Annotated in this window: 17 protein-coding genes; 4 read left to right on the top strand and 13 right to left on the bottom strand. The window is 63.6% G+C overall.

The features are described from left to right. Nucleotides 1–24 precede the first annotated feature (24 nt). Nucleotides 25–1,344 (top strand): BNR-4 repeat-containing protein, encoded by a 1,320-nt coding sequence (locus ACH488_RS20375; RefSeq protein WP_397326392.1) that lies wholly within the window; start codon nt 25–27, stop codon nt 1,342–1,344. Nucleotides 1,345–1,396: 52 nt separating this feature from the next. On the opposite strand, the gene ACH488_RS20370 is transcribed toward ACH488_RS20375, so the two are convergent. The 8 genes from ACH488_RS20370 to ACH488_RS20335 all read right to left on the bottom strand — a co-directional run bounded on the left by ACH488_RS20370 (nt 1,397) and on the right by ACH488_RS20335 (nt 17,480). After that, nucleotides 1,397–3,238 (bottom strand): IucA/IucC family protein, encoded by a 1,842-nt coding sequence (locus ACH488_RS20370; RefSeq protein WP_397326391.1) that lies wholly within the window; start codon nt 3,236–3,238, stop codon nt 1,397–1,399. Continuing rightward, nucleotides 3,235–3,825, bottom strand: coding sequence for a GNAT family N-acetyltransferase (locus ACH488_RS20365; protein ID WP_397326390.1), 591 nt, complete (start codon nt 3,823–3,825; stop codon nt 3,235–3,237). The genes ACH488_RS20370 and ACH488_RS20365 overlap by 4 nt, the downstream gene beginning before the upstream one ends. Continuing rightward, nucleotides 3,822–5,174 carry a lysine N(6)-hydroxylase/L-ornithine N(5)-oxygenase family protein gene (locus tag ACH488_RS20360; protein ID WP_397326389.1) on the bottom strand — a complete coding sequence of 451 codons (1,353 nt, stop codon included), beginning with the start codon at nt 5,172–5,174 and terminating at the stop codon, nt 3,822–3,824. The genes ACH488_RS20365 and ACH488_RS20360 overlap by 4 nt, the downstream gene beginning before the upstream one ends. Further along, nucleotides 5,171–6,733: a pyridoxal phosphate-dependent decarboxylase family protein gene (locus ACH488_RS20355; protein WP_397326388.1), complete on the bottom strand. Its 1,563-nt coding sequence runs from the start codon at nt 6,731–6,733 to the stop codon at nt 5,171–5,173. Before ACH488_RS20355 ends, ACH488_RS20360 begins: the two co-directional genes overlap by 4 nt. A gap of 202 nt (nt 6,734–6,935) precedes the next feature. Further along, the gene (locus tag ACH488_RS20350) at nt 6,936–7,778 is read right to left on the bottom strand and encodes a sulfurtransferase (RefSeq protein WP_397326387.1); all 843 of its coding nucleotides are present in this window, start codon (nt 7,776–7,778) and stop codon (nt 6,936–6,938) included. Nucleotides 7,779–7,977: 199 nt separating this feature from the next. Beyond that, complete coding sequence (locus ACH488_RS20345; RefSeq protein ID WP_397326386.1) at nt 7,978–8,403, bottom strand: hypothetical protein; 426 nt, start codon at nt 8,401–8,403, stop codon at nt 7,978–7,980. A 91-nt stretch (nt 8,404–8,494) separates the two neighbouring features. Then, nucleotides 8,495–15,649 (bottom strand): hypothetical protein, encoded by a 7,155-nt coding sequence (locus ACH488_RS20340; protein ID WP_397326385.1) that lies wholly within the window; start codon nt 15,647–15,649, stop codon nt 8,495–8,497. Nucleotides 15,650–15,875: 226 nt separating this feature from the next. After that, the gene (locus tag ACH488_RS20335; RefSeq protein WP_397326384.1) at nt 15,876–17,480 is read right to left on the bottom strand and encodes a sigma-70 family RNA polymerase sigma factor; all 1,605 of its coding nucleotides are present in this window, start codon (nt 17,478–17,480) and stop codon (nt 15,876–15,878) included. A gap of 432 nt (nt 17,481–17,912) precedes the next feature. Here ACH488_RS20335 and ACH488_RS20330 point away from each other — a divergent pair, with 432 nt between their 5' ends. After that, on the top strand, nt 17,913–18,257 hold the full coding sequence (locus ACH488_RS20330; protein WP_397326383.1) for a hypothetical protein: 345 nt from the start codon (nt 17,913–17,915) through the stop codon (nt 18,255–18,257). On the opposite strand, the gene ACH488_RS20325 is transcribed toward ACH488_RS20330, so the two are convergent. Genes ACH488_RS20325 through ACH488_RS20310 form a run of 4 tightly spaced genes read right to left on the bottom strand, consistent with a single transcriptional unit; the run spans nt 18,254 to nt 22,627 of the window. Then, nucleotides 18,254–18,607 carry a GNAT family N-acetyltransferase gene (locus tag ACH488_RS20325; RefSeq protein WP_397326382.1) on the bottom strand — a complete coding sequence of 118 codons (354 nt, stop codon included), beginning with the start codon at nt 18,605–18,607 and terminating at the stop codon, nt 18,254–18,256. The genes ACH488_RS20330 and ACH488_RS20325 overlap by 4 nt on opposite strands. Then, the gene (locus ACH488_RS20320) at nt 18,604–19,944 is read right to left on the bottom strand and encodes an acyltransferase (RefSeq protein ID WP_397326381.1); all 1,341 of its coding nucleotides are present in this window, start codon (nt 19,942–19,944) and stop codon (nt 18,604–18,606) included. Before ACH488_RS20320 ends, ACH488_RS20325 begins: the two co-directional genes overlap by 4 nt. Before the next feature lie 59 nt (nt 19,945–20,003). After that, entirely contained in the window at nt 20,004–21,212 is a 1,209-nt protein-coding gene (locus ACH488_RS20315) for a M20 family metallopeptidase (protein WP_397326379.1), read from the bottom strand. Then, on the bottom strand, nt 21,209–22,627 hold the full coding sequence (locus ACH488_RS20310) for an MFS transporter (protein ID WP_397326378.1): 1,419 nt from the start codon (nt 22,625–22,627) through the stop codon (nt 21,209–21,211). The genes ACH488_RS20315 and ACH488_RS20310 overlap by 4 nt, the downstream gene beginning before the upstream one ends. Nucleotides 22,628–22,693: 66 nt before the next feature. Here ACH488_RS20310 and ACH488_RS20305 point away from each other — a divergent pair, with 66 nt between their 5' ends. Beyond that, nucleotides 22,694–23,746 (top strand): Lrp/AsnC family transcriptional regulator, encoded by a 1,053-nt coding sequence (locus ACH488_RS20305; protein WP_397326377.1) that lies wholly within the window; start codon nt 22,694–22,696, stop codon nt 23,744–23,746. 477 nt (nt 23,747–24,223) lie between these two features. Continuing rightward, complete coding sequence (locus ACH488_RS20300; RefSeq protein ID WP_397326376.1) at nt 24,224–24,643, top strand: VOC family protein; 420 nt, start codon at nt 24,224–24,226, stop codon at nt 24,641–24,643. A gap of 69 nt (nt 24,644–24,712) precedes the next feature. On the opposite strand, the gene ACH488_RS20295 is transcribed toward ACH488_RS20300, so the two are convergent. Next, complete coding sequence (locus tag ACH488_RS20295; protein WP_397326375.1) at nt 24,713–25,099, bottom strand: DUF1304 domain-containing protein; 387 nt, start codon at nt 25,097–25,099, stop codon at nt 24,713–24,715. Between the last annotated feature and the right edge of the window lie 133 nt (nt 25,100–25,232).

Raw genomic sequence — 25,232 nt, 5'->3', positions numbered from 1 at the left:
ATGCAAAAGACGCAAAGGATCCAAATGGTCAACGACGCCCAGCCAACTCCACTTGTCCTCAACAACAACGGCGCCTGGTGCTGGTTCCAGGATGAGCGCGCCCTGATCGACCCGGCAAACAACACCCTGTTGATCGGTTCCGTGGCGGCACCCCAAGGACCGGGTGAGGAACGCGGCGGAAACATCGAGCTGGCTGTCCTGGACCTCACCACCGGACGCAGCACGGTCCAGGTCCTCCACGAACGCCTCGAATCCGATGACCACAACGCCCCGGCCCTCCTGATCCGGCCGGACGGCCGCTACGTAGCCATGTACGCCAAGCACAAGACGGACAATTATTCGCGGTGGCGCGTCTCGGTCCGCCCGCACGACGCTACCGAGTGGGAACCGGAGCAGGTGTTCGACTGGACGGAACTCGCCGACGGTCGCGGCGCCACCTACTCGAACCTCCACCGGCTCGCTGCGGAGGGCCGTACGTACAATTTTGTCCGCGCCATCAATGACGATCCCACGCTCATGGTCTCCGACGATGACGGAACAACCTGGAGCTATGGCGGCAAGCTCTTCACGCGCCCCAAGATCGGTTACGTGAACGGCTACACGCGCTACGTCGCGAACGGCACGGACCGGATCGACCTCATCACCACGGACCACCACCCGCGCGACTTCAACAACAGCATCTACCACGGCTTCATCCGGGACGATGCTCTCCACGACGCTGAAGGAAACGTGGTCAACAAACCCGTCATCGGCAGCGCCGGCATCAACCAAACGGCACTCACCACCGTCTTCGAAGCCGGCATGACGCTCGACGGCGACGCCCTCACCCACGGCTGGACTACCGACCTCCGCCGCCAAGACGCAGAACTCGCCGCGATCGTCACATGCCGCGCCAACGACGTCAACGGTCCGCTGCAGCGGGAGCAAATGCTCGACGTCGACGATCACCGCCTGCTGTACGCGCGCTTTGACGGCGTGCGCTGGGAACTGAACCCACTCGCCGTCGCGGGTTCCGCGCTGTTGCCGCACGAGCAGGACTACACCGGCCTGGGTGCAGTGGACCCGAACAACCTGGACCGTGTGTACATCTCCACGCCCGTGGATCCCCGGACCGGCGAGGCCACCGCCCAGTACGAGATCTACCGCGGCGTCACCAAGGACAGAGGCGGAAGCTGGGTTTGGGATGCCGTGACGGAAGGCTCAGCTGTGGACAATCTACGTCCGATGGTGGTGCCGGGCGACCCCTCGGTCCATGCTGTTTGTTGGTTCCGGGGGTCCATGATTTCCTCGCAGGCCTACGAAACGGAGATCGTGGCCCTGGTTACTCACCGAGATGGCATTTGATGGCAATGTCTGCGACCACGATTGTCATCAAATGCCATCTCGGTGGGGATTGCTAGGCGAACTTCGCCAAGGGATTGGTCAATCGACCGGCCATCTGGAGTCCGCCCGAGGGATCGGAGATGTCCAGCATCTGCTGGTTGTTCCGAAGCTGCAGCCGGTTGAGGCAGGACAATTCGAAGTCCGGGGCAAAGAGGTCGTGCATCGCGAACTGGTCCGCAAGCTCCGGGTGGCGCTCCTGGTATCCGCGGAGTACAGAGGCCGCGGTTCCCCAGAACTCGTCTTCGCGCAGGGTCCCGTCTTCCACGAGGATCGCGCCGAGGAAGCGGAAGATGCAATCGAAGACATCGGTGAAGATCGCCAGGACCATCTCTTCGGCAGGAATCTCGGCCTTGATGCGGGAAACCTCTACCGGGAGTTCAAGCCGGTCACCCATCACCACGATTTCCTCGGCCAGGTCCTTCATGATGGCCCGCACCGGCACGCCGTTTTCCAGGATCAGGATGACGTTCTCGCCGTGTGGCATGAAGGCGAGCTCGTACTCGTAGAGGCAATGCACCAGCGGCACGAGGTAGGCCTCGAAGTAGCGGCGCAGCCACTCGGTGGGAGCCAGCCCGGACCGGGTAATGAGGGAAGAAACCATGGAAACGCCGGACGAATCCACGTGGAGCAAGGAAGCCATGGTGGCCAGTTGCTGGCCTTCCTTGAGCAACGGCAGCGGACTTTCCCTCCACAGGGCAGAGAGCATCTTGCGGTAGGGCGAACCCTTGGCAGAAGCCGCCTCGTAGTAGTGGTTGTGGTAGCCGATGGCGGCAGATTCCTTAATCATGGCCAGGCCCCGGTTCTGGAGCTCCTGGTCCTTCGAGATCAAGTCCTGCAGCCAGTCGTTGATGGCCGGTGTTGCCTTCATGTACTGCGGCGAGAGTCCGCGCATGAAACCCATGTTCAGTACGGACATGGCCGTCTTGACGTACGCCTTCTCGGGTGACGTGGTGTTGAAGAACGTGCGGATGGACTGCTGGGCCTGGTAGTCGTCCTCCCCGGAGCCGAGGTGCACAATATGGCGCTGGGCGATTTCTGCCGCGAACGTCACGGTGAGCTTGTTGTCCCACTGCCACGGGTGGACCGGCATGAGGAGGTAGTCTTCGGGATCGAGCCCGGACGCGGACAACTCCGTGTTGAACCAGGCGAGGGTTGACGCTCCAAGTTCCGCTTCGAAGTGCGTCCGGTAATCGAGGCCTGCGCTGGAGGTGAACACTGCTTTGCTGCGGTGCACAGCGATCCACTGCAGCCGCACCACGGCACCGGTTTCCGGGGCGAAGGCGTGGTAGTCGGAAATACCGAAGCCAAGGCGGCCGTTGTTGGCCACGAAGCACGGGTGCCCCTCGGTCATGCTGTGCTCGATCGCCTGGAAGTCCGCGGCCACGTCGAACCCACCGGTGACACCCGCAGCAAGCTCGGCGGACCCGAAAGGCTTGCCCTGTTTGTAGGCGTGGCCGGCCAGGGTGCTGCTGATTTCTTCCAGGTACACAGGGAGCATTTCCATCTTGATGCCCAGTGCTTCATGGAACTCGGCAATGAAGTCCAGGGCATCCAGCGGCAGCTCCTCGCCGTCACGGAAGCGGGCAATGGATTCCGGCCGGACCGCCCAATGCTCCAGCTCCAGGACGGTTGCACGGAAGCGGTACTCAACCGTGTCGTCGTCGCTCGTCACGCGGTACAGGCCGACGCCCACACCCTCGTCGCGGATCAGGTCCGGAACCAGGATCCGTTCGTGCGAGAACTCTGCGATGGCCTTTCGGACCAGGTGCCGGTTGGCAACGGCCCAACTCTCCGGGTTGAGGTGGGAAACGGGTGCGGCCGACTGCGCGATGCCGGCTTCGACAGTGCTGGTCACTGGTCTTCTCCTCTGGTCGCCGCGGCAGGCGCGGCCAGAATCGGGGTCAAAGTTGCAAGGAAATCTTCGCGGGTGCAGAAACTCAGGAGGCCCTGCTTGTGGTCTTCGGAAGGGTCGACGGCGGGAAGGGTCACCACGCCGTGCGGACGGAAACCCACCTTTTCGTTGAGCGCATGGATCTTGTGGTTGCGGGCGTCAGGTTCGACGACCACCCGCTGGGTTTCGGCGTCCTCGAACAGTTCCCGCATCACGGCCTGCATGACGGCGGTGGTAAAGCCCGGCTGGGGGTCGCCACTGGGCGGAGAGACCAGCAAGTGCATCCCGATGTCGCCCGGCTGGACGTCATACACGTCCGCCAGCGGTGACGACTCCGGACGGTACCGTTCCATCAGGAAGGCGGGAACGCCATCGTCGAGCCCCAGGAAGGCCTGGTGGTGACCCGTGGCGGCGATCTTCGAGTACTCCTCCACAACGTCCTGTTCGGCGCACCCAACCATGCCCCAGAACCGGGCGTATTCCTGGCTCACCCAGCTGTGGAGGACAGGTGCGTCGGCCACGGCATCCACGGCGCGGAACGTGAAGCTCACAGGGCCGCTCCTACGCTCTCGGGTGCTGCCGCGGACCCGGAGGGGACCACTGCTGGCGCGCCGAACTGCTGGAACGCGATGCTGCGCTCGATCGGGTAGACCTCGCGGCCCGTGATTTCCCGCAGGATGCACGAGTTGCGGTAGGCGGCCATGCCGAGGTCCGGGGTCACGAAGCCGTGCGTGTGCAGCTCCGCATTCTGGACAAAGATCTCGCCGGGTTCGACGCCGGTACCGTAGTTGCGTTCAACGTCGAACCGGCCCTTCGCGTCGCGACGGATGCGGTCCTTGATGCCGGCCAGGAACGCGGGTTCCTTGTACGAGTAGCCGGTGGCGAGCACCACTGCCTCGGATTCGAGGGTGTAGTCGCGGCCGTGTTCTTCGTGGCGCAACTGCAGGGTGTGGGTGCCCGCGGCATCATTCCACTCGGCTGCCGTCAGGGAGGAATGGGTGTGCAGCTGGGTGTCCACGATGCCGGAGAGGCTCTTGGTGTAGAGGAGATCGTAGATGTCGTCGATCAGGTCCGAGTTGATGCCCTTGTACAGGTTCTTCTGGTTCTTGATCAGGCTGTCGCGCTGGTCCGCAGGCAGCGAATGGAAGTAATCAACGTACTCCGGCGAGGTCATCTCAAGCGTGAGCTTGGTGTACTCCAGCGGGAAGAAGCGTCCCGAGCGTGTCACCCAGTTGAGCTGGTAGCCGTAGACGTCGATTTCCTGGAGGAGCTCGTAGTAGAGCTCTGCGGCGCTCTGCCCGCTGCCCACGATGGTGATGCTGCGCTTGGACTGCAGCTCACTCTTCCTCGACAGGTACTCGGCGTTGTGGAGGACCAGTCCCCCACCGTCCACGATTCCTGCGCAGGACACCGGAATGTACGGCGAGGTTCCCGTGCCAAGGACCAGGCGCCGCGCCCGAAGTACCTCAGCGCCGTCCGGGCCCTGCACCGAAAGGCGGTACACGCCGTCGTCGTAGGCTACATCCAGCACATCCGTGCTAAAACGAACCGAATCCAACTGCCCGGCCACCCACTGGCAGTACTGGTTGTACTCGGCGCGCAAGGGGTAGAAGTTCTCGCGGATATAGAAGCGGTACAAGCGTCCCGTCTGCTTCAGGAAGTTCAGGAACGAGTACGGCGACGTCGGGTCTGCAAGCGTCACGAGGTCGGCCATGAACGGAACCTGCAGGTGGGCCGGCTCCAGCATCATGCCAGGGTGCCAATCGAAGGATTCACGGCGCTCCAGGAACACGCAGTCCAGGTTCTCCACCGGCTCGCTGAGTGCCGCGAGGCCAAGGTTGAAGGGGCCGACGCCGATTCCCGCGACGTCGTAGATCTTGCTGTTGTCCGGGGTGCTCACGCAGCGGCCTCCGTGGTGTTTGCGAGCAGGCTGGCACCTGTGCGGCGGATAAGTTCGATGATTTCCTGAATGTCCCTCAGGGAGGCCTCGGCGTTGAGGAGGGTGAATTTGAGGTAGTGGCGCCCGGCCACCTTGGTCCCGGCAACAACGGCTTCGCCGGATGCGAAGATCGCAGCGCGAATGGCGGGGTTGAGGACGTCGGCGGCGTCTTCGCTGAGCTTTTCGCCGTCGACGAGGGGCCGGTAACGGAACACGAGCGTGCTCAGTTGCGGGGCTGCGGCGAGTTCGAACTCCGCGTCATCGGCAAGCAGGGCCCCCACGCGGCCCGTCAGGTCGATTGCTTCGTCGAACAGCGCACCAATCGCATCGGCACCCATGATGCGCAGGGTCAGCCACAGCTTCAGGGCATCGAAGCGGCGGGTGGTCTGGATGCTCTTGTCCACCTGGTTGGGGATCTCGGCCTTCGCGGCGCTCTCCGGGTTCAGGTAGTCGGCGTAGTAGGTGACGTGGCCCATCATGGCGCCGTTACGCACCAGGACCGCGCTGGAGCTGACCGGCTGGAAGAAGGTCTTGTGGAAGTCCACGGTGACGGAATCGGCCAAGTGGATGCCGTTGAGGAGGTGACGGTAGCGGCCAGAGACGATCAGCCCTCCCCCGTAGGCAGCATCCACGTGGAGCCACGAATCGTAGGCGCGCACCAGGGCGGCGAGCTCGGACAGCGGGTCAACCGAACCAAAGTCCGTGGTCCCGGCGGTGGCCACAACCGCCATGGGCACCAGCCCGGCGTCGTGCGCTTCCGCCAAGGCAGCCGCGAGGGCGGTGGGGTTCATGCGGTGGTCTTCAGCCGTGGGAACCGCGACGACCGCGTCGAAGCCGAGGCCCAGCATGGAGGCCGACTTCTGGATGCTGAAGTGGCTGTCCACGGAGGTGAAGATCCGGAGGCGGTCCAGCAGGTGCGGCAGGCGGGCTTCCGGGGCGTCCGCACGCAGCTTGGCGACGGCGTGGTTGCGGGCAATCAGCAATGCCTGGAAGTTGGACTGGCTGCCGCCGGAGGTGAAGACGCCATCGGCTTCTGCGGTGAAGCCAATGCGCTCGGCGGTCCAATCGATGAGGCGGCGTTCGATCATGGTGGCGCCGGCACTCTGGTCCCAGGTGTCCATGGAGGAGTTCACGGCGGACAAGACGGCTTCGCCCACCAGCGCCGGGATGACCACCGGGCAGTTCAAATGTGCGGCATAGCGTGCGTCGTGGAAGTAGATGGCGTCCTTGAGGTAGAGCTCCTCCAACTCTTCCAAGGCGGCGGCGGTGTCGGGAAGGGGGCGTTCGAGGTCGACGGCACCAACTTTGGCCTTCAGTTCCGCATGCGCGACGCCGGTGAACGGCTGGGCGGTGCGCTGGACTTTGGTGGAGACGGCATTGACTCCCTGAAGGACCTGCGCCACGTAGCTGGGCGAATTTCGTGCGTTGAACAGTTGATTGGTGGCAGCAAGTGCCAGCTCTACTTTGGAGCCGAAATCCTGCTCCTGAGCTATCTGCTCTTCGACACTGGGTGACGTCACGACAGCTTCCTTCCGTTGCGTTGGGATCGCTAGTTAGCAAAGGCAAGCCTTACTTAGGATTGCCTTTGCGTCAAACTTTTGTGACCTAATTCGCTCGGAAGGCGGTTTCTCAGTGATGTACTGGGCGGTAGTGCGTCATTGACTTTCCCTCAAGGGGTTTTGGGTGCAAAATGTCAAGCCTTTCGGCCAATGGATGCCTGGTTCAGGCCACGTTTCCCGCTGGCCCGAGTTCAACAGGCAGGTCCGGGGACCGGCTGTACTGGGACCAGCCGCCCACGAACAGGCGCCCCTCACCCAACCCCAGATGCTCCAGCGTGAGGAGGTTGTGGCACGCAGTCACTCCGGAGCCGCAATAGCTGATGAACCGATCCGCGCTGCGGATTCCCGCCGCGCGGACGTTGCGGCGAAGCTCGTCGTCCGCCAACAACCTCCCGCCGGCGTCAAGGTTCTCCCGGCAAGGAAGGTTTATGGCCCCCGGGATGTGCCCCGGGCGCGGATCAACCGGATCCTGCAGCCCCTCGAATCGATCCCGGTTCCGGGCATCAGCCACCGTAGCGTCGCCACGGAGCACGTCCTCAAGGCCGGCCAGACGCTCCGTCGGCCACGGGCGGACGCCAAAGTCCGCGACCTCCTTGGCTACCGGCGACGACTCCAGCGGGCCGCGATACGAGGCCAGCCCGCCGTCGAGAATTGCTGCCTGGCGACCGGTAACCCGAAGCATCCAGACCAAGCGCGCGGCGATAACCCCGCCGGCATCGTCATAGGCCACCACGACGTCCGAGTCGCCGATCCCCAAGGAGGACATGCCTGCCGAAAAGACTTCGGGATCAGGGAGCGGATTTCGCCCGACCACATCGCCGGAATCGCCGGAAAGCCAGGCGTCGAGGTCCACGAAGACGGCTCCCGGCAAGTGACCTTGATCGTAGGCCTGCCGCCCGGAACTGCCGTCGAGATACCAACGGGTATCCGCCAGGACGAGGTTCGACCGATGGTCTTCGCACCAATCGAGGGAGACAAAAGGCGGGATCCGGGAGGTGTTGGTCATGCAGCGAGCGTATCGAGTTGTCTCACATTAAGAGATAGCAATCTCATTATTCGAGATGGAGAGCCTACCGCATTTGGCCAGCTCTTCCGACATGCAGCCCGGTGGCAAAGAAGCGGCCGACCGGGTCATGGTGAACCCGATCGACCGCTCCGTTAGTGCGCTCCGACCCGACGGCTTGAGTCGACGCTGTGAACCGCTGCTAAAGGACAGCTGCTCCCAGGACGCACTTGACCTCGGTCCCCTTCTGGGGGACCTCGGCGTTGATGGCCCATTCAAGGGCTTTGCCCGCCTGCGCGTCCTTGAAGGACTGCTCGCCTCGGGCAAGCACCGACGACGACTTCGGATCCACCCAGCTCACTGAGATCTTCACGGTTCCCTTGGTGCCCTCGGGCGGAGTCACGGTTCCCTTGGCCGTGACCTTGCCGGCAGCGGTATCGCAGGAGGCCATCTTGGTGGCTTCAATAATGCCGGTGCCCGGGTTCGCGGGTTTGGCCTCGCCGGTGGTGGCTGCCTGGGTAGTAGTGGACGACGGCGGTTGGCCCGGTTGGTTGCTGGGCGAGGAACAACCAGCAAGCGCGGCTGCTGAGACCAGCACGCCCACCATGCACACGACTGACTTCTTCATGGAGTAACTACCTGATTCTTTGCTGATTCGTGGAAGTTGTGGAAGTGCGCGGCAACCGAAATGGGGAGACAGGTTGCCGCGCACTCCTTACCTATGCCTCGGAACGCTTACGGCGTCCAACGAGGAACAGGAACAGTCCCGCACCAACCACCAGGACGCCGATGGGCAACGCGGTGAGAACAACACCCGTGTAGGCCAACGAATCTCCTGGCTGGGCCGGAACAACCGGCGGGAAAGTCACAACAGCACTTGCAGGTGGCGTGGTGACTTGGGGTCCCGCCGGAGGCAGGCCGGTGGCGGTCGCATTGTTCACGACCTTGCCGGCATTGATGTCAGCCTGGGTTACCGCGTACGTTGCCGTCGCAGTCACCGTCTGGCCAGGCTGCAGCTCGCCGGGAGCGCCCGGCCAGTTGTAGCGCAGTGCGGACAACCCTGGCAGGACGTCCTGGATGGTTACGTCCGTCAACGTGACGTTGCCCGTGTTCTTCGCCGTGAAGTTGTAGGTGATGATGTCACCCACCTTCGCGGGATCCCCTACTGCGGAAGCATCCGCGGTCTTGGAGAACTCCAGTGCTGCATCAGGCGACAACGGGGTGTCCGTGCCGGCCGGAGGCGGGGTAACTGCCGGGCCGGTGGGAGGAGTACCCGTGGTGGTCGCCAGGTTGGCGACGTGACCGGCGTCGATATCCGCCTGGGTGACGTGGTACGTCGCCTGGGCGGTGACCGTCTGGCCGGGCAGCAACTCACCCGGGGTGCCGGGCCAGGTGTAGCTCAGAGCCGACAGGCCGGCCATTGGGTCGTCGATGGACACGCTGGTCAGCTTCACGTTGCCGGTGTTCTTGGCTGTGAACTGGTAGACGATCTCATCGCCCACGTGCGACGGACCGGCGACGAGCGAGACCAAGGCCTGCTTGCTGAACTCCATCGCAGGAGCCGGGACCAACGGGGTGTCCGTACCTACCGGCGGCGTGCCGACCGACGGGCCAGACGGAGGAGTTCCCGTGCTGGTCGCCAGGTTGGCAACGTGACCGGCCTCGATATCGGCCTGGGTGATCGCGTACGTTGCCGTGGCGGTCACCGTCTCGCCCGGCTGCAGCTCACCCGGAGTTCCGGGCCAGCTGTAGACCAAGGCCGACAATCCAGCCAAGGGATCGTTGATCGACACCTTTGTCAGCTTTACGTTGCCGGTGTTCTTCGCCGACAGCGTGTAGGTGATCAGGTCTCCGACCTCGGAGGTCCCTCCTGCAGCCGGCGCGGAAGCCGACTTGGTCAACTCCATCGCCGGTGCCGGGGTCAACGGGGTGTCCGTCGTTCCCGGAGGAGGCGTCACGGGCGTGCCCGTGGGCGGAGTGCCGGTGGCGGTTGCCACGTTGGCCACGTGACCGGCGTCGATATCCGCCTGCTTGATCGCGTACGTCGCCGTAGCGGTCACCGTCTGGCCCGGCTGCAGCTCACCGGGCGTGCCCGGCCAGTTGTAGTTCAGGGCGGACAGGCCGGCCAGCGGATCGCTGATGGCAACATTCTTCAACGTCACGTTTCCGGTGTTCTTTGCCGCGAGCGTGTAGGTGATGACATCGCCGATCTTCGCAGGGTTGTGGACAGCCGTTGCATCAGCGGACTTGGTGAACTCCAGCCCCGGCGCCGGGACCAACGGAGTGTCTGTGGTTCCCGGAGGAGGCGTCACCGGCGTTCCGGTCGGCGGAACACCCGTGGTCGTGGCGCTGTTGGCGACATGGCCGGCGTCGATATCCGCCTGCGTAACCGCGTACGTTGCCGTAGCGGTGACCGTCTGGCCGGGAAGCAACTCGCCGGGGGTACCCGGCCACTTGTAGGCCAGCGCCGACAAGCCAGCCAGCGGGTCGTTGATCACAACACCCGTCAGCTTCACGTTCCCACTGTTCTTCGCCGTGAACGTGTAGGTGATCTGGTCACCCACAACGGCAGGGCTCTGAACCGAGGACGCATCAGCGGACTTGGTGAACTGCATCGCCGGAGACGGGGTCAACGGGGTGTCCGTCTTACCCGGCGGCGGAGTCACGGCAGGGCCGGAGGGCGGATTACCCGTAGAGGTCGCCTCGTTGACCACATGACCAGCATCGATGTCAGCCTGGGTGATGGCGTACGTTGCGGTAGCAGTTACTGTTTCGCCCGGGAGCAGCTCGCCGGCAGAACCAGGCCAGTTGTACGTCAGGGCAGACAAGCCCACCAGCGGATCGTTGACGGTCACACCTGTCAGCTTCACGTTGCCGGTGTTCTTGGCCGTGAACGTGTAGGTGATCAGATCGCCCACAACAGCCGGGTCCTTGATCGCGGAAGCGTCAGCGGACTTGGTGAACTCCATGGCCGGAGCCGGGGTCAACGGGGTATCCGTGGTTCCCGGAGGAGGCGTGACCGGGGTGCCGGTCGGAGGAACACCGGTGGTGGTGGCGCTGTTGGCCACATGCCCGGCGTCGATATCCGCCTGGGTGATTGCGTACGTTGCCGTCGCGGTTACCGTCTGGCCGGGAAGCAGGATCCCCTGCACGCCGGGCCACGAGTAGACCAGCGGAGACAGGCCCGCCAACGGATCGTTGATGACCACGTCCGTGAGGGTGACATTGCCCGTGTTCTTCGCCGTGAACGTGTAGTTGATGCGATCGCCTACAACACTCGGGGTCTGGACACCGGATGAATCCGCCGTCTTGGTGAACTCCATTGCGGGACCGGGTGTCAACGGGGTGTCCGTCTTGCCCGGCGGCGGAGTTACGGCAGGGCCGGAGGGCGGATTACCCGTAGAGGTCGCCTCGTTGACCACATGACCAGCATCGATGTCAGCCTGAGTGATGGCGTACGTTGCCGTGGCAGTCACTGTTTCGCCCGGGAGCAGCTCGCCGGCAGAACCAGGCCAGTTGTACGTCAGGGCAGACAGGCCCACCAGCGGATCGTTGATGACCACGCCGGTCAGTTTCACGTTGCCGGTGTTCTTGGCCGTGAAGGTGTAGGTGATCAGGTCGCCCACAACAGCCGGGTCCTTGATCGCGGAAGCGTCAGCGGACTTAGTGGACTCCATCGCCGGAGCCGGGGACAACGGGGTGTCCGTGCCGGCGGGCGGCGGGGTTACAGCCGGACCGTTGGGCGGAGTGCCCGTGGTGGTCGCAGTGTTGAGCACATGACCGGCATCGATGTCAGCCTGCGTAATGCCGTACGTTGCCGTGGCAGTCACTGTTTCGCCCGGGACCAACTCCCCGGCAGAACCAGGCCAGTTGTACGTCAGGGCAGACAGGCCCACCAGCGGATCGTTGATGACCACGCCGGTCAGTTTCACGTTGCCCGTGTTCTTCGCAGTGAACGAGTACGTGATGACATCCCCAACCTGGGACGGGTTCTGGACAGCCGAAGCATCCGCCGTCTTGGTCAGGATCATCTCCGGTCCCGGGGTCAGCGGAGTGTCCGTGCCAGCCGGCGGCGGGGTTACCGCGGGGCCGGTGGGCGGATTGCCGGTGCTGGTTGCCGTGTTCGCCACGTGTCCTGCGTCGATATCGGCCTGGGTGATCGCGTACGTTGCCGTGGCAGTCACTGTTTCGCCCGGGAGCAACTCCCCGGCAGCACCGGGCCAGTTGTACGTCAGGGCAGACAGGCCCGCCAACGGATCATTGATGACCACGCCGGTCAGTTTCACGTTGCCCGTGTTCTTCGCAGTGAACGAGTACGTGATGACATCCCCAACCTGGGACGGGTTCTGGACAGCCGAAGCATCTGCCGTCTTGGTCAGGATCATCTCCGGTCCCGGGGTCAGCGGAGTGTCCGTGCCAGCCGGCGGCGGGGTTACCGCGGGGCCGGTGGGCGGATTGCCGGTGCTGGTTGCCGTGTTCGCCACGTGTCCTGCGTCGATGTCAGCCTGGGTGATCGCGTACGTTGCCGTGGCAGTCACTGTTTCGCCCGGGAGCAACTCCCCGGCAGCACCGGGCCAGTTGTACGTCAGGGCAGACAGGCCCGCCAACGGATCATTGATGACCACGCCGGTCAGTTTCACGTTGCCCGTGTTCTTCGCAGTGAACGAGTACGTGATGACATCCCCAACCTGGGACGGGTTCTGGACAGCCGAAGCATCCGCCGTCTTGGTCAGGATCATCTCCGGTCCCGGGGTCAGCGCAGTATCCGTGCCAGCCGGCGGCGGGGTTACCGCGGGGCCGGTGGGCGGATTGCCGGTGCTGGTTGCCGTGTTCGCCACGTGTCCTGCGTCGATGTCAGCCTGCGTAATGCCGTACGTTGCCGTTGCAGTCACAGACTGGCCGGGCTGCAGCTCGCCCGGCGTACCGGGCCAGGAGTAAACGAGCGCGGACAGGCCTGCCAGGGGGTCGTTGATGGTGACGCCCGTGAGCTTCACGTTGCCGGTGTTCTTGGCGGTGAAGGAGTAGGTGACCTGGTCGCCCACAACAGCGGGGCTCTGGATCGCTGAAGAATCAGCGGACTTGGTGAGCTCCATCGCCGGAGCCGGAGTCAGCGGTGTATCCGTGCCGGCGGGCGGAGGAGTAACCGACGGACCGTTGGGCGGAGTGCCCGTGGTGGTCGCAGTGTTGACTACATGACCCGCATCGATGTCGGCCTGCGTGACCGCGTACGTCGCCGTCGCGGTCACGGACTGGCCCGGCTGCAGGGTTCCCGCGGCTCCGGGCCACGTGTAGCTGAGTGCGGAAAGGCCAGGCAGCGGGTCATTGATCACAACACCCGTCAGCGCAACATTTCCCGTGTTCTTCGCCTCGAAGGTGTACGTGATGATGTCACCAACGCGCGAAGGTTTCTGTACAGCGGAAGCGTCCGCCGACTTGGTCAGTGCCATGTTTGCCGAAGGAGTGACCGGGGTGTCCGTTCCAGCCGGCGGCGGAGTTACGGCAGGACCAGTGGGCGGGTTGCCCGTGGTGGTCGCCGAGTTAACAACATGGCCGGCGTCGATATCAGCCTGCGTGATTGCGTACGTTGCCGTCGCAGTCACTGACTGGCCGGGCAGCAGCTCACCGGCAGTACCGGGCCAGCTGTACGTCAACGCAGACAGGCCAGCCAAAGGATCGTTGATCGCAACGCCCGTCAGCTTCACGTTGCCCGTGTTCTTGGCCTCGAACGTGTAGGTAATCACGTCCCCAACCTTGGAGGGGTTCTGGATCGCCGAAGCGTCAGCCGACTTTGTCAGGCTCATCTCGGGTGCCGGGGTCAGCGGAGTATCGGTGGTTCCGGGCGGAGGAGTGACCGGAGGACCGGTAGGAGGATTACCCGAAGTGGTGGCCGAGTTGGCCACATGTCCCGCGTCGATGTCCGCCTGGGTGACAGCATATGCTGCCATTGCAACTACGGTTTCACCCGGAAGCAGAGTGCCCGGGGTTCCCGGCCACGTGTAGGTGAGGTTGGACAGGCCGGCCAGGGGATCGTTGATGACCACACCGGTCAAGTCCGTGTTCCCGGTGTTCTTCGCCGTGAACGTGTAAGTGATCACGTCCCCGACCCGCGAAGGTGACTGAACTGCCGAAGCGTCAGCGGACTTGGTGAACTCCATGTTCGGAGCAGGCTGCGCGGTATTGGTCAGCACGCAGTCGATGTCCACACCAGCCACCGGCGTCAAGGCCAGGGAGCCGGTGAAAGCGGTACCGGAAGGCAGCCCCGGCTGGAGGCCGTTGGCATCCGTACACGTGATCGCTTGGGCATAGCCTGTCAGTCCGTTACCGGACTCCGTCAGGTAGTAAGGGCTTCCGGCAGCAGCAACATACTCGCCAGTGGTACCCGAGCCGGCGGCAACAGTGGAACCCGTTCCCGCCGTGGTGGAGTTGGCAGTGCTGTTGACCACTGCACCGGTTGCCGAGCCTGAACGGATCTCCATCGTGAACTGGTCGGAATCACTCAATCGGGGAGCATCCAACGCCTTGCTCAGCGTGATCCGCGGAGCCTTGACCATCAGGGTGGCATCAGCCGGCGGGTTCAGGTTGGTCTGGATGTTGGCAGCACCGTTGACGTAGGTTCCTTCGGTGTCCGAGGTGACATCCACGGTGATGGTGCACGATTCCTGGCCTGCGGCCAGGTCGCCGCCGGTAACGGAGATGACTCCGCTTCCTGCCGCCGCCGTGGTGGCCAGCGGAGCACCAGCGGACTGAACACACGTGCCGCCGATGTTGGGGGCACTGGCAACAACCACTCCAGCCGGCAGGGTGTCCGTGATGGACCAGTCATCCTTGGCGTTGAGTTCACTGGTGTTGGTCACCGTCAGCGTCAGCGTGGACGCCTGGCCCGGGCCGATCAGCGCCGGGGAAAAGGACTTGTCCAGCTGCGGAGTCACGTCAACCAGGCGCACGTTGTCGAAGGCGCCGTCGTTGCCATTGGTGGTGCCGTTGTTGTTCCACATTTCCAGGCCCATGGATGAACCCGTGGACTGGAAGGCCTGGTTGGTGGTCATCGAGTTGATGTTGACCGTCTTGGTGACTGTGCCGAACACGCCGCCAATGTCGCTGGTGACTTGCTGCTGGTACGCCTTGACGTTCGGGTCAGACGAGGTCTGGCATCCGTTCAGGGGATCACCAATGGGGGTCACGGTTCCGTCAGCGTCCACCTTTGCGAACTGGTATGACGGGTCCGCCGATGCGGCCATGCAGTTGATATAGGCCGTATCAACTCCGAAGGTGTAGTAATGGCCTGCCGTGGTCGAAATCGGCTTGGTTGTCTTGAACATCACGCCGTTATTTGGGCCGGCCGGGACCAGGGCACAGAAGCCTGTGGAGGTGTCCGTGGAAGGGCATTCCGTAAAGGAACTGGTCACATGATCCGTGTCCGGCGAGCCGGGAGTGAACTGTTGGCCCATGCCCTTGGCGAGCATCCGCAATTGCTGGTAACTGCGGCGGGTTGAGTTGTCGGCACAGCGGTTCTCCGTGCCCGAACCGCCCGCACCCGAGACTGCCCACGCAGGCGTATCGGAGTTTGCGTAGCTTAGGATGACGCCATTGCATCGGGCGGCGTCAATCCATCCGGGGGAACCGGAGTAAGCCTGCCCGCTGGCACCTGTGTATGTTGTGGAGCCGGGGGCCGAGTAGGACTGGGCACCAAGCGCGGTGTTGTCTGTGCCGTTCTCGAAGTCTTCGGTGAATACCACGGTGCCTGGCTGGGTGACGCCTGGCGTTCCCGGAACTGTGGCGGTGGCCGGCGGCGCCAACGCGCCACCTACCCCTAACGAAATGATCGCCGTAGCGAGGATGCCCGCTAACAGCTTTCGTGGACGTGTATGTGTCATGGATTCTCTTGGTTTCTCTAGGTCACGCAAGGGCCGGGTCAGCTAAGACCCTGGCTCTGGCTCGGCTGTTCGCCATTGATCCAGTACGCGCAACCAATGATTCGTGTCGTCGAAAGCCGGACAACCTTCAACGCGGCCGACATGGGGCGACCTAGTGCTCCTGTGGAGGCAACACCCGAAACGTGACGCGAGAATTCAGAAAAGTTAAGAAAAGTTTGGGAACGTCCTAGTGGAACGTGTTGGTGAACGTCTTCGTAACGATGTTTTGCCCGCCGAAACGGTAATCCAGCGTCCCCAAAGACGCTGACTGGGGCATGGAGACTCCCAACACAAAGCGAAGATTCGAAGGATCCAGTCGACTGGAAGAGCACCGGACCTCCCGGGCGCCGGAAGCCACACAATTCCATCCGGCTGGTGCGGCCATCTTGCCCGAAATGAACGTTGCATCGTCCGGGAGCGTGAAGACTGCCTCACCGGACGTCGGCGCACCGGCGCCACGCAGGGAGAAGTCCACCGTGATGTCGCGCTCAACGGCGTTTGCTCCGGGAGCGGAGGCAAATGTTGCCTCAACCGTTTGGAAGACCGGGGCCGGCGTTACGGGCGGCGACCCCACCGGCGTCGACATCACCACTGCGGAGTCAATGACGCTTGCCTTCCGCTGGACCACGGGCGGGTCGGGAACCACGACGGCGGGAACTTGCGGGACCGCTACGAGCACCGGTTGGGCCGGGGGTACTTCGGCAACAGGGGACGTTGCCTCCGGGCTGGCGCTCGGCGCAGCAGAAACGGTGGGCGCATCCGGAACGGCAGGCTGCACTGACGGCGCGCTGCCGGCCCCTGACGCCGTCGAGTCGGATACCGGTTGCAGGAGCCAGGCAGTCACTCCTGCCACGGCCACTGCTGCGACGGCTGCCGCGACCACCACCTTGGACAGAGCACCGGAGCCCTTGCCCGCGCCCGAGGTGGGCAAGGCCGCCGTCGTACCGCCGGCAACGGAACCGACGGTTCCGGAAGCCAATGCCGCCGCCGCGCCGGGTGTGAACGCGATGCCTGCGATGAGCGGGAAAAGGAGGGCGCGCATCCGGCCTTCCACGTCGCTAAGTTCCACCAGGAGGGCTGTGCATTGTGGGCAGGACTCCAAGTGGGAGCTGACCTTTTCCTGCGAGGAACGCTTCAACGCGTTGCGCGCGTATTTGCCCAGTTGGCTGGCATATTCGTCGCAGGCTTCATCCACTGTCTGGCTGATGTGGTGCTGCAGGTAGGCCTGGCGAAGGCCTTCCCGGGCACGGATGGCAAGGGAAGAGACGCCGTTGGGGCTCAGGCCAACAAAGGGCGCGGCAGCCGCGGGCTTCAACCCTTCGATGTCAAGGTGCCAGAGGACCGCCTGCCAGCGCTCGGGCAGCGATTTGAACGCCTTGGCCATGGTGCTCGACTCGAACTCGATCAGCACGGTATCCGCGTCATGGACCGCCGAATCCAGGATGCTGTCATCGGTGGCCATGGGCGTCCGCCTGGCCTTCTTGTTCCGTTCGTAGGCAGTACGGCGCACAACGGTCAGGAGGTAGGACCGAAAGAACTCCTTGGGCCCTTTTCCGTCCTTCAACGACTGGAAGATGGACGCGAAGGATTCGGCAACCACGTCATCGGCGTCGCTGGGGTTGTCGGTCTGCTGCCTGGCAACGTAGTGGGCGATCGCGAGGTGCCGGTTGTAGAGGGTGTCGAACGCTTCAGTCGCACCCTGGCGCACAAGATCCAGGAGCTGGGGATCGCTGTTTTCACCCGCAGTCAGGGACGAAACCCCAAGTGTCCCCATCTCTAATGCTTGGTCCATAAGCAGTAGTGTGACATCAGATTGCCCGTTGACTTGAATCGCAGGTTACTTACGACTATAAGGGGGTCGAAAAATTCCTCCGAAACAGCAACACAAAGCGCACCCCAACGCCACTAAGACTTCATGAGGCCCCTCATCGCTGCATCCACGGCCGTTCGCTATAGCGCGTCCCGCCGGCTCTCTGTTGCCAAAATTGCCCGTTCCATGCGGAAAAACAGGCAAACGCGGACGAAATTGGGGTCTCCGCCGGGAAGCCAAACAGTAGCGATTTCTCGGAGGCTCAGAGGGCGCCACGTGAAGCTCGTTTACGGCGCGGACAGATCCACAGCTGTCCCCGGAGACACAGTCGTCTTCACGGCATGGATCAGCAACGGGTCCAAAAGTCATCTCCGTAACATTTGTCTTATTCCGCGTTCGTTCACCAACGAGGCCATGGAACCGCTTGCTTACGCATCCAGCCCGGCCCGTGAGGACCTGGCGATTCCGTCGTTGGCACCGGGCGAAGGGGTCATGCGGAGTTTCTCCTACCGGGTCACCGCGGTGGACCACTCCCATGGGGGAAGCCTGGTCAGCGCCATGCAGGTCCGGGCGTCTTGCCTGGGCCGGCTGGTCACGGACGAACACGATGCGATCGTTTCCCTGACCGGCACCCGCCCGCCCTGGCCAGTGCGGTCCACCCGGCCAGGCCTTGGGCACTGGAGTTCCACGCCGGTCACGTCAGTGAAGCCCCGGCGCCGGCCGCGTCGGCTGGCCAACGCCGGGATGCCTAAGGGTTAGTCGTTGTCCGGTTCGCCCACAGGCTTCTCGGCAGGCCAGTCGACGTCCTGCTCATAGCCCTCGTGCTTTTGCAGATAGGAAGCGATGTACGGGCAATGGGGAATGATGCGCTTGCCGGAAGCCACTACGTCATCCAGGGCGAAGTGCGCCAAGACCTTTGCCAGCCCCTGGCCCTTGAACTGGGGTTTTGTTTCGGTGTGGGTGAAATCGATATGACCCGGCCTGTCCATGAACTGGGAGATGACGGCCAGCTCCCCATCGACATGGAGTTCGTAGCGGTGGAATTTATCGTTGCGGACTGTGGTAACGCCAGCGCGGAACGAGTCGGCCAAAGAGTCGGTGTCGGTCATGATTCGAGATTGGCACGTAAACCTTGCGCTGGCAACGTGGACTCCCCCAGCAGCTTCCGGGGCGGCAGCACCGGCGTCGGAACCCTCCCCAAGAGCAGGACGGCGAGCGCGAAGCACGCCGCTCCCCCACCCAGCAGCGCCAGCGTCAGTCCGTTCAGGGCGGCGTCCATCACTGGCAGGAAAACCACGACGCCGGCAGTCACCACCGCGGTCCTGGAGGGTCCACGGGCGTGGCTGGCCGCCGTCGGACGGTTTTCCAGCCTGCCGAAGACAAGGACGACGGGCACCAGCAAGGCGACCACGGCGACAAAGACCGGGATCCGGCCCCACCACCATTCCGCCGTTTCCGGTGAGGGTTTGGGGAAGTCCGTGAGAAGGAGCAGTCCGGCCATGCCCACCAGGAGCGGCAAATGCCATAGGTAGACCGTCATGGCACGGCGTCCCGCAACGGCGATCAGCGCCTGGATCCAGCGGACCGAGCCCAGCCAGCGGATGCCGTTGCGGAGCAGTTGCAGGGTGGCGGCTTGGGAGATACCGAGCAGCAGCAGGCACAGGTTGGGCGGGTTGATGTTCTCCACCATGTTGCCGGGATAGATGGCCACACCCGTCACCACGCCGAGCAGCAGGTTGCTTGAGGCTATGGCACCGAACAGCCACGGGCGGCTGCGGTGCTGGAAGAAGCCATCGGCCATGAGGAAACCCAGTTGCTGGACCGCGCACCAGACGAAGACCATGTTGACGAAGGCCAGCACGGGGATGGCTCCGCGCAGGGAGTCCACCGTGATGATGAGTGCCGACAGGATCCCGAATGTCAGCCAGGGTGCGCGGTGGTGGAAACGGGCCATCAGCGGGATACTCACCTGGGCTGTGAGGTAGGCGGCCAGGAACCACAGCGGCATCGCTGCACCCGTTGCCATCAATTGGATCACCTGCGGATGAACGCCCAGCAGGAGCGCGGTCCACAGTCCCGCCCACATGACGGCAAGCAGGGCCATGGCGGGGCGGACCAGGCGCAGGAGGCGCACTTGGGCGAACTGGAAACCCGTACCGCCCCGGGCCTGCAGGCGGCGCCAGGATTGCAGGCCCGTCACCCCGCCCATCACGAAGAACAGCGGAACGATCATGAGCACCCACACCACGGGCGTGAACCAGCCTTGGTCCATGAGGGTGTTCGCTGTGGTCACCGTCCCGTCCCTGTGGAGGACCGGGCTGACCATCATGCAGTGGGCAGCCACCACCAGGAGCAGGCAGGTGAAGCGGACAAGGTCGATCGCTGGGTCCCGCCGCACGGCCGCAGCCTGTCCGGCGGGAGTTTCCAGATGCCGTGGATCCTCCATGGCCCTCCCAACCTCGTGCTGCCTCCATTCTCCGCCCGGCACGCACAGGGGGCCAGCGATCAACCCGCCGTGCGCCGGACCAGTCGTTCCCGTTCCACCGGATCCACCGCGGCCGCGCAGGCCGCGGCAGCCAGCGCGAAGGACGCGTCGAGGACTGCAAGGTCCGCGCCGGCGGAGGCCCCAAAGGCCGCGAATCCGGCAGTGTGGTGGGCGGCGCCGCGAACCTCGTAGCCCACCATGGGGTGGATGCTCGGCACTGCCCGGGAGACGTTGCCCATGTCCGTGGAGGCCACGGGGGCTGTGTCGACGGCGACCCTCCTGCCCCGGTCTTCCATGGCTGAGCGATACGCGGCGGAAAGGAACGCGTCCTGGTTGAGCTCCGCGTAGTCATTGCCGTGCTGGGTAACCTGGAGCGTGCAGCCGCTGGCCAGGGCACCGGCTTCCAGGCAGCGCCTGGTTTTCTCCTGGATGATCCTGAGTTGATCGATGCTGGGTGCCCGCATTTCGATGCTGGCGCGGGCACGCTCGGGGATCACATTCACTGCGCTCCCCCCTTCGGTAACAATCAGCGACACGATGGAACCCGGGGGCAGTTGCTGCCGGGCGTACGCGACGGCCGTTTGGGCGATCATCAGCGCATCGAGGGCGTTGACGCCATCCCACGGTGAGGCGGCGGCGTGGGCCGGCAGACCCTCGTACAGCACGTCCCACATGCCCATGGCCAGCGAGGTCCCGCCCACTACGTCGCTTGCCGCGGCGTGCGCCATCATGGCCAGCGATACGTCATCGAAGAAGCCCTCCTCAAGGAGGTCCACCTTTCCGCCGGTGGTTTCTTCGGCGGGAGTTCCCAGGACCTTGACCGTGAGGCCAGCCTGGTCCGCGACGGCCGCCAAGGCCAACGCTGCGCCCACGGCACTGGCGGCGTTTACATTGTGTCCGCAGGCGTGCCCGATCGCGGGAAGGGCGTCGTATTCGACGCATAGTGCCACCACCAGGTCCCCGTTTCCGTAGCGGGCGCTGAACGCCGTTGGCTCTCCTGGCTGAACGGCGTCGAAGGTGAATCCGGCCTTCCGCAGCAGCTTCCGCACGCGCTTCGCCGCCCGGAACTCCTGCCCACCCAGTTCCGGATCGGCGTGGATGGCGTGGCTCAGGTGAAGGAGGTCAGCCTTCCAGCGTTCCACCGCTTCGCCCAGTTCCGCTCTCAAGTCACTTTCGGTTGCAAGCACGACGGCGGTACCTGGCTTGATACTCCCAGCTCCGGTACTCATGCGGCCACCTCCGTGACGGCACGCTTGGGGTACCGGGCACTCGCCACCGCTGCGATCAGGGCAGCAACGGCAAGCGCACCCCAGATGCAGAACAGCCCTGTTTCAGAGATATGCCCGGACTCCACGAAAGCCGACGAGATCAGCTTCACCACCGCTGCCCCCACGGCGATCCCCACGGACAACCCCAACTCGTTGAGCCCTGCCGCCGTCGAGGTTTCCTCCAAGGGGACGCCTTCCACGGAAAGGGCACGCGTGCCCGCCTGGTACATTCCCAGGCTCACGTTGAACAGTGCGAAGCCCGCACAGTAGCCCGGGAGTGACGCATGGCCTGCGGCCATGAGTGCAAATCCGCCCGCCAAGACCAGCCCCGCGGCCACGAGGGTGGCCCGTTCCCCGAACTTCCGCATGGCCTTTGCCGTCAACAGTGAGGACGCGAGGGACAGCACCGAGGCCAGCGCCAGGACAATGGCGATCATGAGCGGGCTCAGCGCAAAGCCATAGCCAGACTTTTCGGGAGCCGAATGCAGGAAGATGCCGTTGGTGCCGAAGTAGCTGATGGAAGCGAATCCGAAGAAGAAGGTGGCCAGCGAGATGGTCCGGATTCGCGGGTTGGCCAGCATCCTCAGGTCCATGAACCGCTGGCCCTGTCCGGCCCTGAAGTCGCGCCTGGCCCAGTAGCCCAGAAGGAGCAGTCCCACGAGTCCGGTGCCCACGGTGCGGAGATCCAGACAGCCCCATTCCGGTGCCATCGAAAGCGCCACAACAAAGCCAATCAGGCCCAGCGAGCAAGCCAGCAACGGCGCAAGGGCGATTCCCTCACGTGTCGGGATCCCGGCGTCGGGCAAGACGAACGAACTGACCAGCGCGAGCAACGCGAACGGGACAGCAACCCAGAATCCCAGTGTTGGTTCGGTGACTCCCACAATCCCGGCGAGCAGTCCACCCGCTCCCACCATGATCATCAGCATGCCGATCATGACGCTGACGCCCGTGCGGGTGTGGCCTGGGCTGCTCACGCGGAGGATGCCCATCATGAGTGGGATGAAACCCACCACGCAGGTCAGCATCACAACGCCAAGTGTCACGGTCCAGAGCGACGGCCACAGCGCCATGGTCAGTACACCGAGCGTCACGATCGCGGTGGAGCAGCGCAACACCAGCCGGTATCCGTAACTGTCTCCGAGCCTCGAAATGATGGGCGTGAGCACGGCAAAGCTCACGTTGGAGATCAGGAAGATGCCGTTGATGGTGGGATCGTCGATCTCGAACACCGGTCCCAGCGCGGGAAGGATCGGGTTGAGGTATCCCTGCGTGACGCCGCTCAGGGATTCGATCAGCGCCATGGCCAGGATCATCCCGGCGATGGTCCTGCGCGCTATGGCCTGTGTAGCCGGAGGAGCTGTGTTGCTTGCCATGTACGTCCTAGTGTCGAGAGGTGGGTGATGCGAGTCACAACGTTAGGCCGGGCGACTACACTTGCCATGGAATTGTTCGAATTAGCTACCCTCGGAGCAGTAGTGCACGAATCAGCCATGATTGCCGAGCTGGACCTCGAAATCGTGAATGCCCTGCAGATCAATCCGCGGGCCGAATGGAGCAGGATCGCGGACGCCTTGGGGCTCTCCGCCCCTACCGTTGCCCGCCGCTGGAACATCTTGGCCGAACAGGGATTGGCGTGGATCACGCCTTCACCGGGACAGCGCTACCTCAGCGCCGGATGGTCGGCGTTCATCCAACTGTCCTCAATGCCTGGAGACAGCGAGGCCTTGATCCAGCGCCTGTGTGCGGAACCCGCCTTCGGTACTGTCTCGATGGTCACCGGCTCGCACGACATCTTCATGGATTGCTTCGCGTCCAGCCACGAGGAACTCATGGACATTGTCACGGGATCCTTTCCCAGGCTGGCGGGCATCACCGATCGGGAGGTCGTCTTCGTTACCAAGCTGTACCGGCAGGCCTCGGAGTGGCGAAGCGGAACCCTCGAACCAGCGCGGGCGCGGATGGTTTCCACGGAATCCAAATCAGCGCCGGCAGGATACGCGCCGGATCCCCTGGACGCCGCGCTCTTGGAAGAACTCGCCAACGACGGTCGCGCCAGTTGGGCAGAACTGGGTGCCGCTTGCGGCGTTTCACCACAAACCGCACGACGCCGGGTGGAACGGTTCCTCGCGGCCGGCTACATGACACTGAGGTGCGACTCCTCCACCGCAGCGAACAGGGGCCTGCGGGAGGTGACGCTCATGCTCAACGTTCCGGCGCAATACGTTGACGATGTTGGCCATTACTTCGCGACCCAAAGCAACTGCCGCCTGAGCGCCCAGGTCCTTGGTACACAGAACCTGGTGGTCACTCTTTGGGTACGGGATTACTTGGAAGCCCAGGCCTACGAACGCGACCTTGCCGATCGGGCGCCGGGAAGTTCGGTGATCTCACGGCAAGCGGTGGTCCGGACCTACAAACGGCTGGGCCACCTTCTCGATGAGTCCGGCCGAAGCACGGGCGTGGTACCGCTGCCACTGTGGACGGCACAGTGATTCACAGGAAGGACGCCGCTGAAAGCCGCGAATAAAACGATAGTCTGATGCCATGTGGGCGTTAGCCCACTGCACGGTTAAAGAACAATGGACCCGACTGGCCTCGGGTCCCTGTTCAGAGCGGTGCGCTCATTGATGCGGTAAAGAGGGCCATAGAACCTCAAAACGCCACGTCTTGAGTCTATGGCCCACGCACCGTCGGCGCAATGTTCAGTTGCCCGGCGGCGCGCCGCGTCCTGTTCCATTGGGAGGAGGTACCGGCATGACTTCCAAGCGGAAACGCAAGGAGCCATGGGGCGCCTGGAACCTGGTAGTCAACATCACACGACTCGTCGTGGATGTTGCCCGCTGGTTCTGGCACAACATCCCGTAGGGAAACGGAGGTCGCCAGTCAGTGTGCTGGCGGCCTCCGCCTACTGGAAGAACCTCGGTGGGTCGCTCTGGACGGTTTGGCGAATCACCGGCAGGATCAGTGCCATGACTACCTCCATTTTTGTGAACCTGCCTGTCAGCGATCTTGAGGCGTCCAAGGCGTTCTACACCGCCCTTGGCTACTCCATCAACCCGAACTTCACCGACGAGACCGCAGCCTGCGTGGTCTTCAGCGACACGATCTACGCCATGTTGCTCACGCATGCGAAGTTCAGCGAGTTCACCAAGCAGCCCATCGCCGATACGAAGAATTCGACGGCGGCCATCGTCGCCCTTTCGGCGGACAGCCGTGAAGCCGTGGACGAGTTGGCCAACAAGGCGCTGGAGGCCGGCGGCTCTGAAACCTACGACGCCCAGGACCTCGGCTTCATGTACGGCCGCGCTTTCCGCGACCTCGACGGCCACCACTGGGAGGTCCTGTGGATGGATGAGGCCGCAGCCCAGGCCGGACCGCCGGAGCACTAAGAAGCAACGCGGGGCCACTTAAGGCCCAATTTGACGGCATACATGGGCCGGAAGTGACCCCGCGTTGCTTTAGAGGAGGGCCAGGATTCCCAGCACGACGGCGATCAACGGGGTGATGCCCTGCGTGGTGGCGGCGCGGAGGTACTTCCGCCCGCTGGCCGCGAGGACCAGCGCCGCCAAGAGCATGGACCCGCACGAGCTGAAAACCAGCGTCCACCCCACCTGCGGGGCACCGGCCCACACTGCGACGATGCCCGCAAAGGCTCCGATGGCCAGGAACAGGTTGTAGAAACCCTGGTTGTAGGCCAGTGGCTTGGTGGTTTCTGCGTCAGCCTGGGATGTGATGCTGAACGTTTTCCACGTTTTGGGCTTGGTCCAGGTGATGGACTCCATGGTGAAGATGTACACGTGCAACAGCGCCGCAATCAGGGCAAAAATCAGGGAGGCCAGGGTCATGTGTTGATCCTAGCCTCCCTGATTTCTGCCAACCCCACTTAGGGCGTGTCTCCTAAAACCCGGGCTCTTTAGCGGGGATGCTTGATGTGTGTCTCGTACTTCTGTTTTGACTGATGGGCAGTGGGCCCGCATT

Source organism: Paenarthrobacter sp. NPDC018779, from assembly GCF_044391085.1.
Lineage (GTDB): Bacteria > Actinomycetota > Actinomycetes > Actinomycetales > Micrococcaceae > Arthrobacter.
Note: the sequence above shows the minus strand (reverse complement) of the source record. Positions and strands in the feature narration are given on the sequence as shown.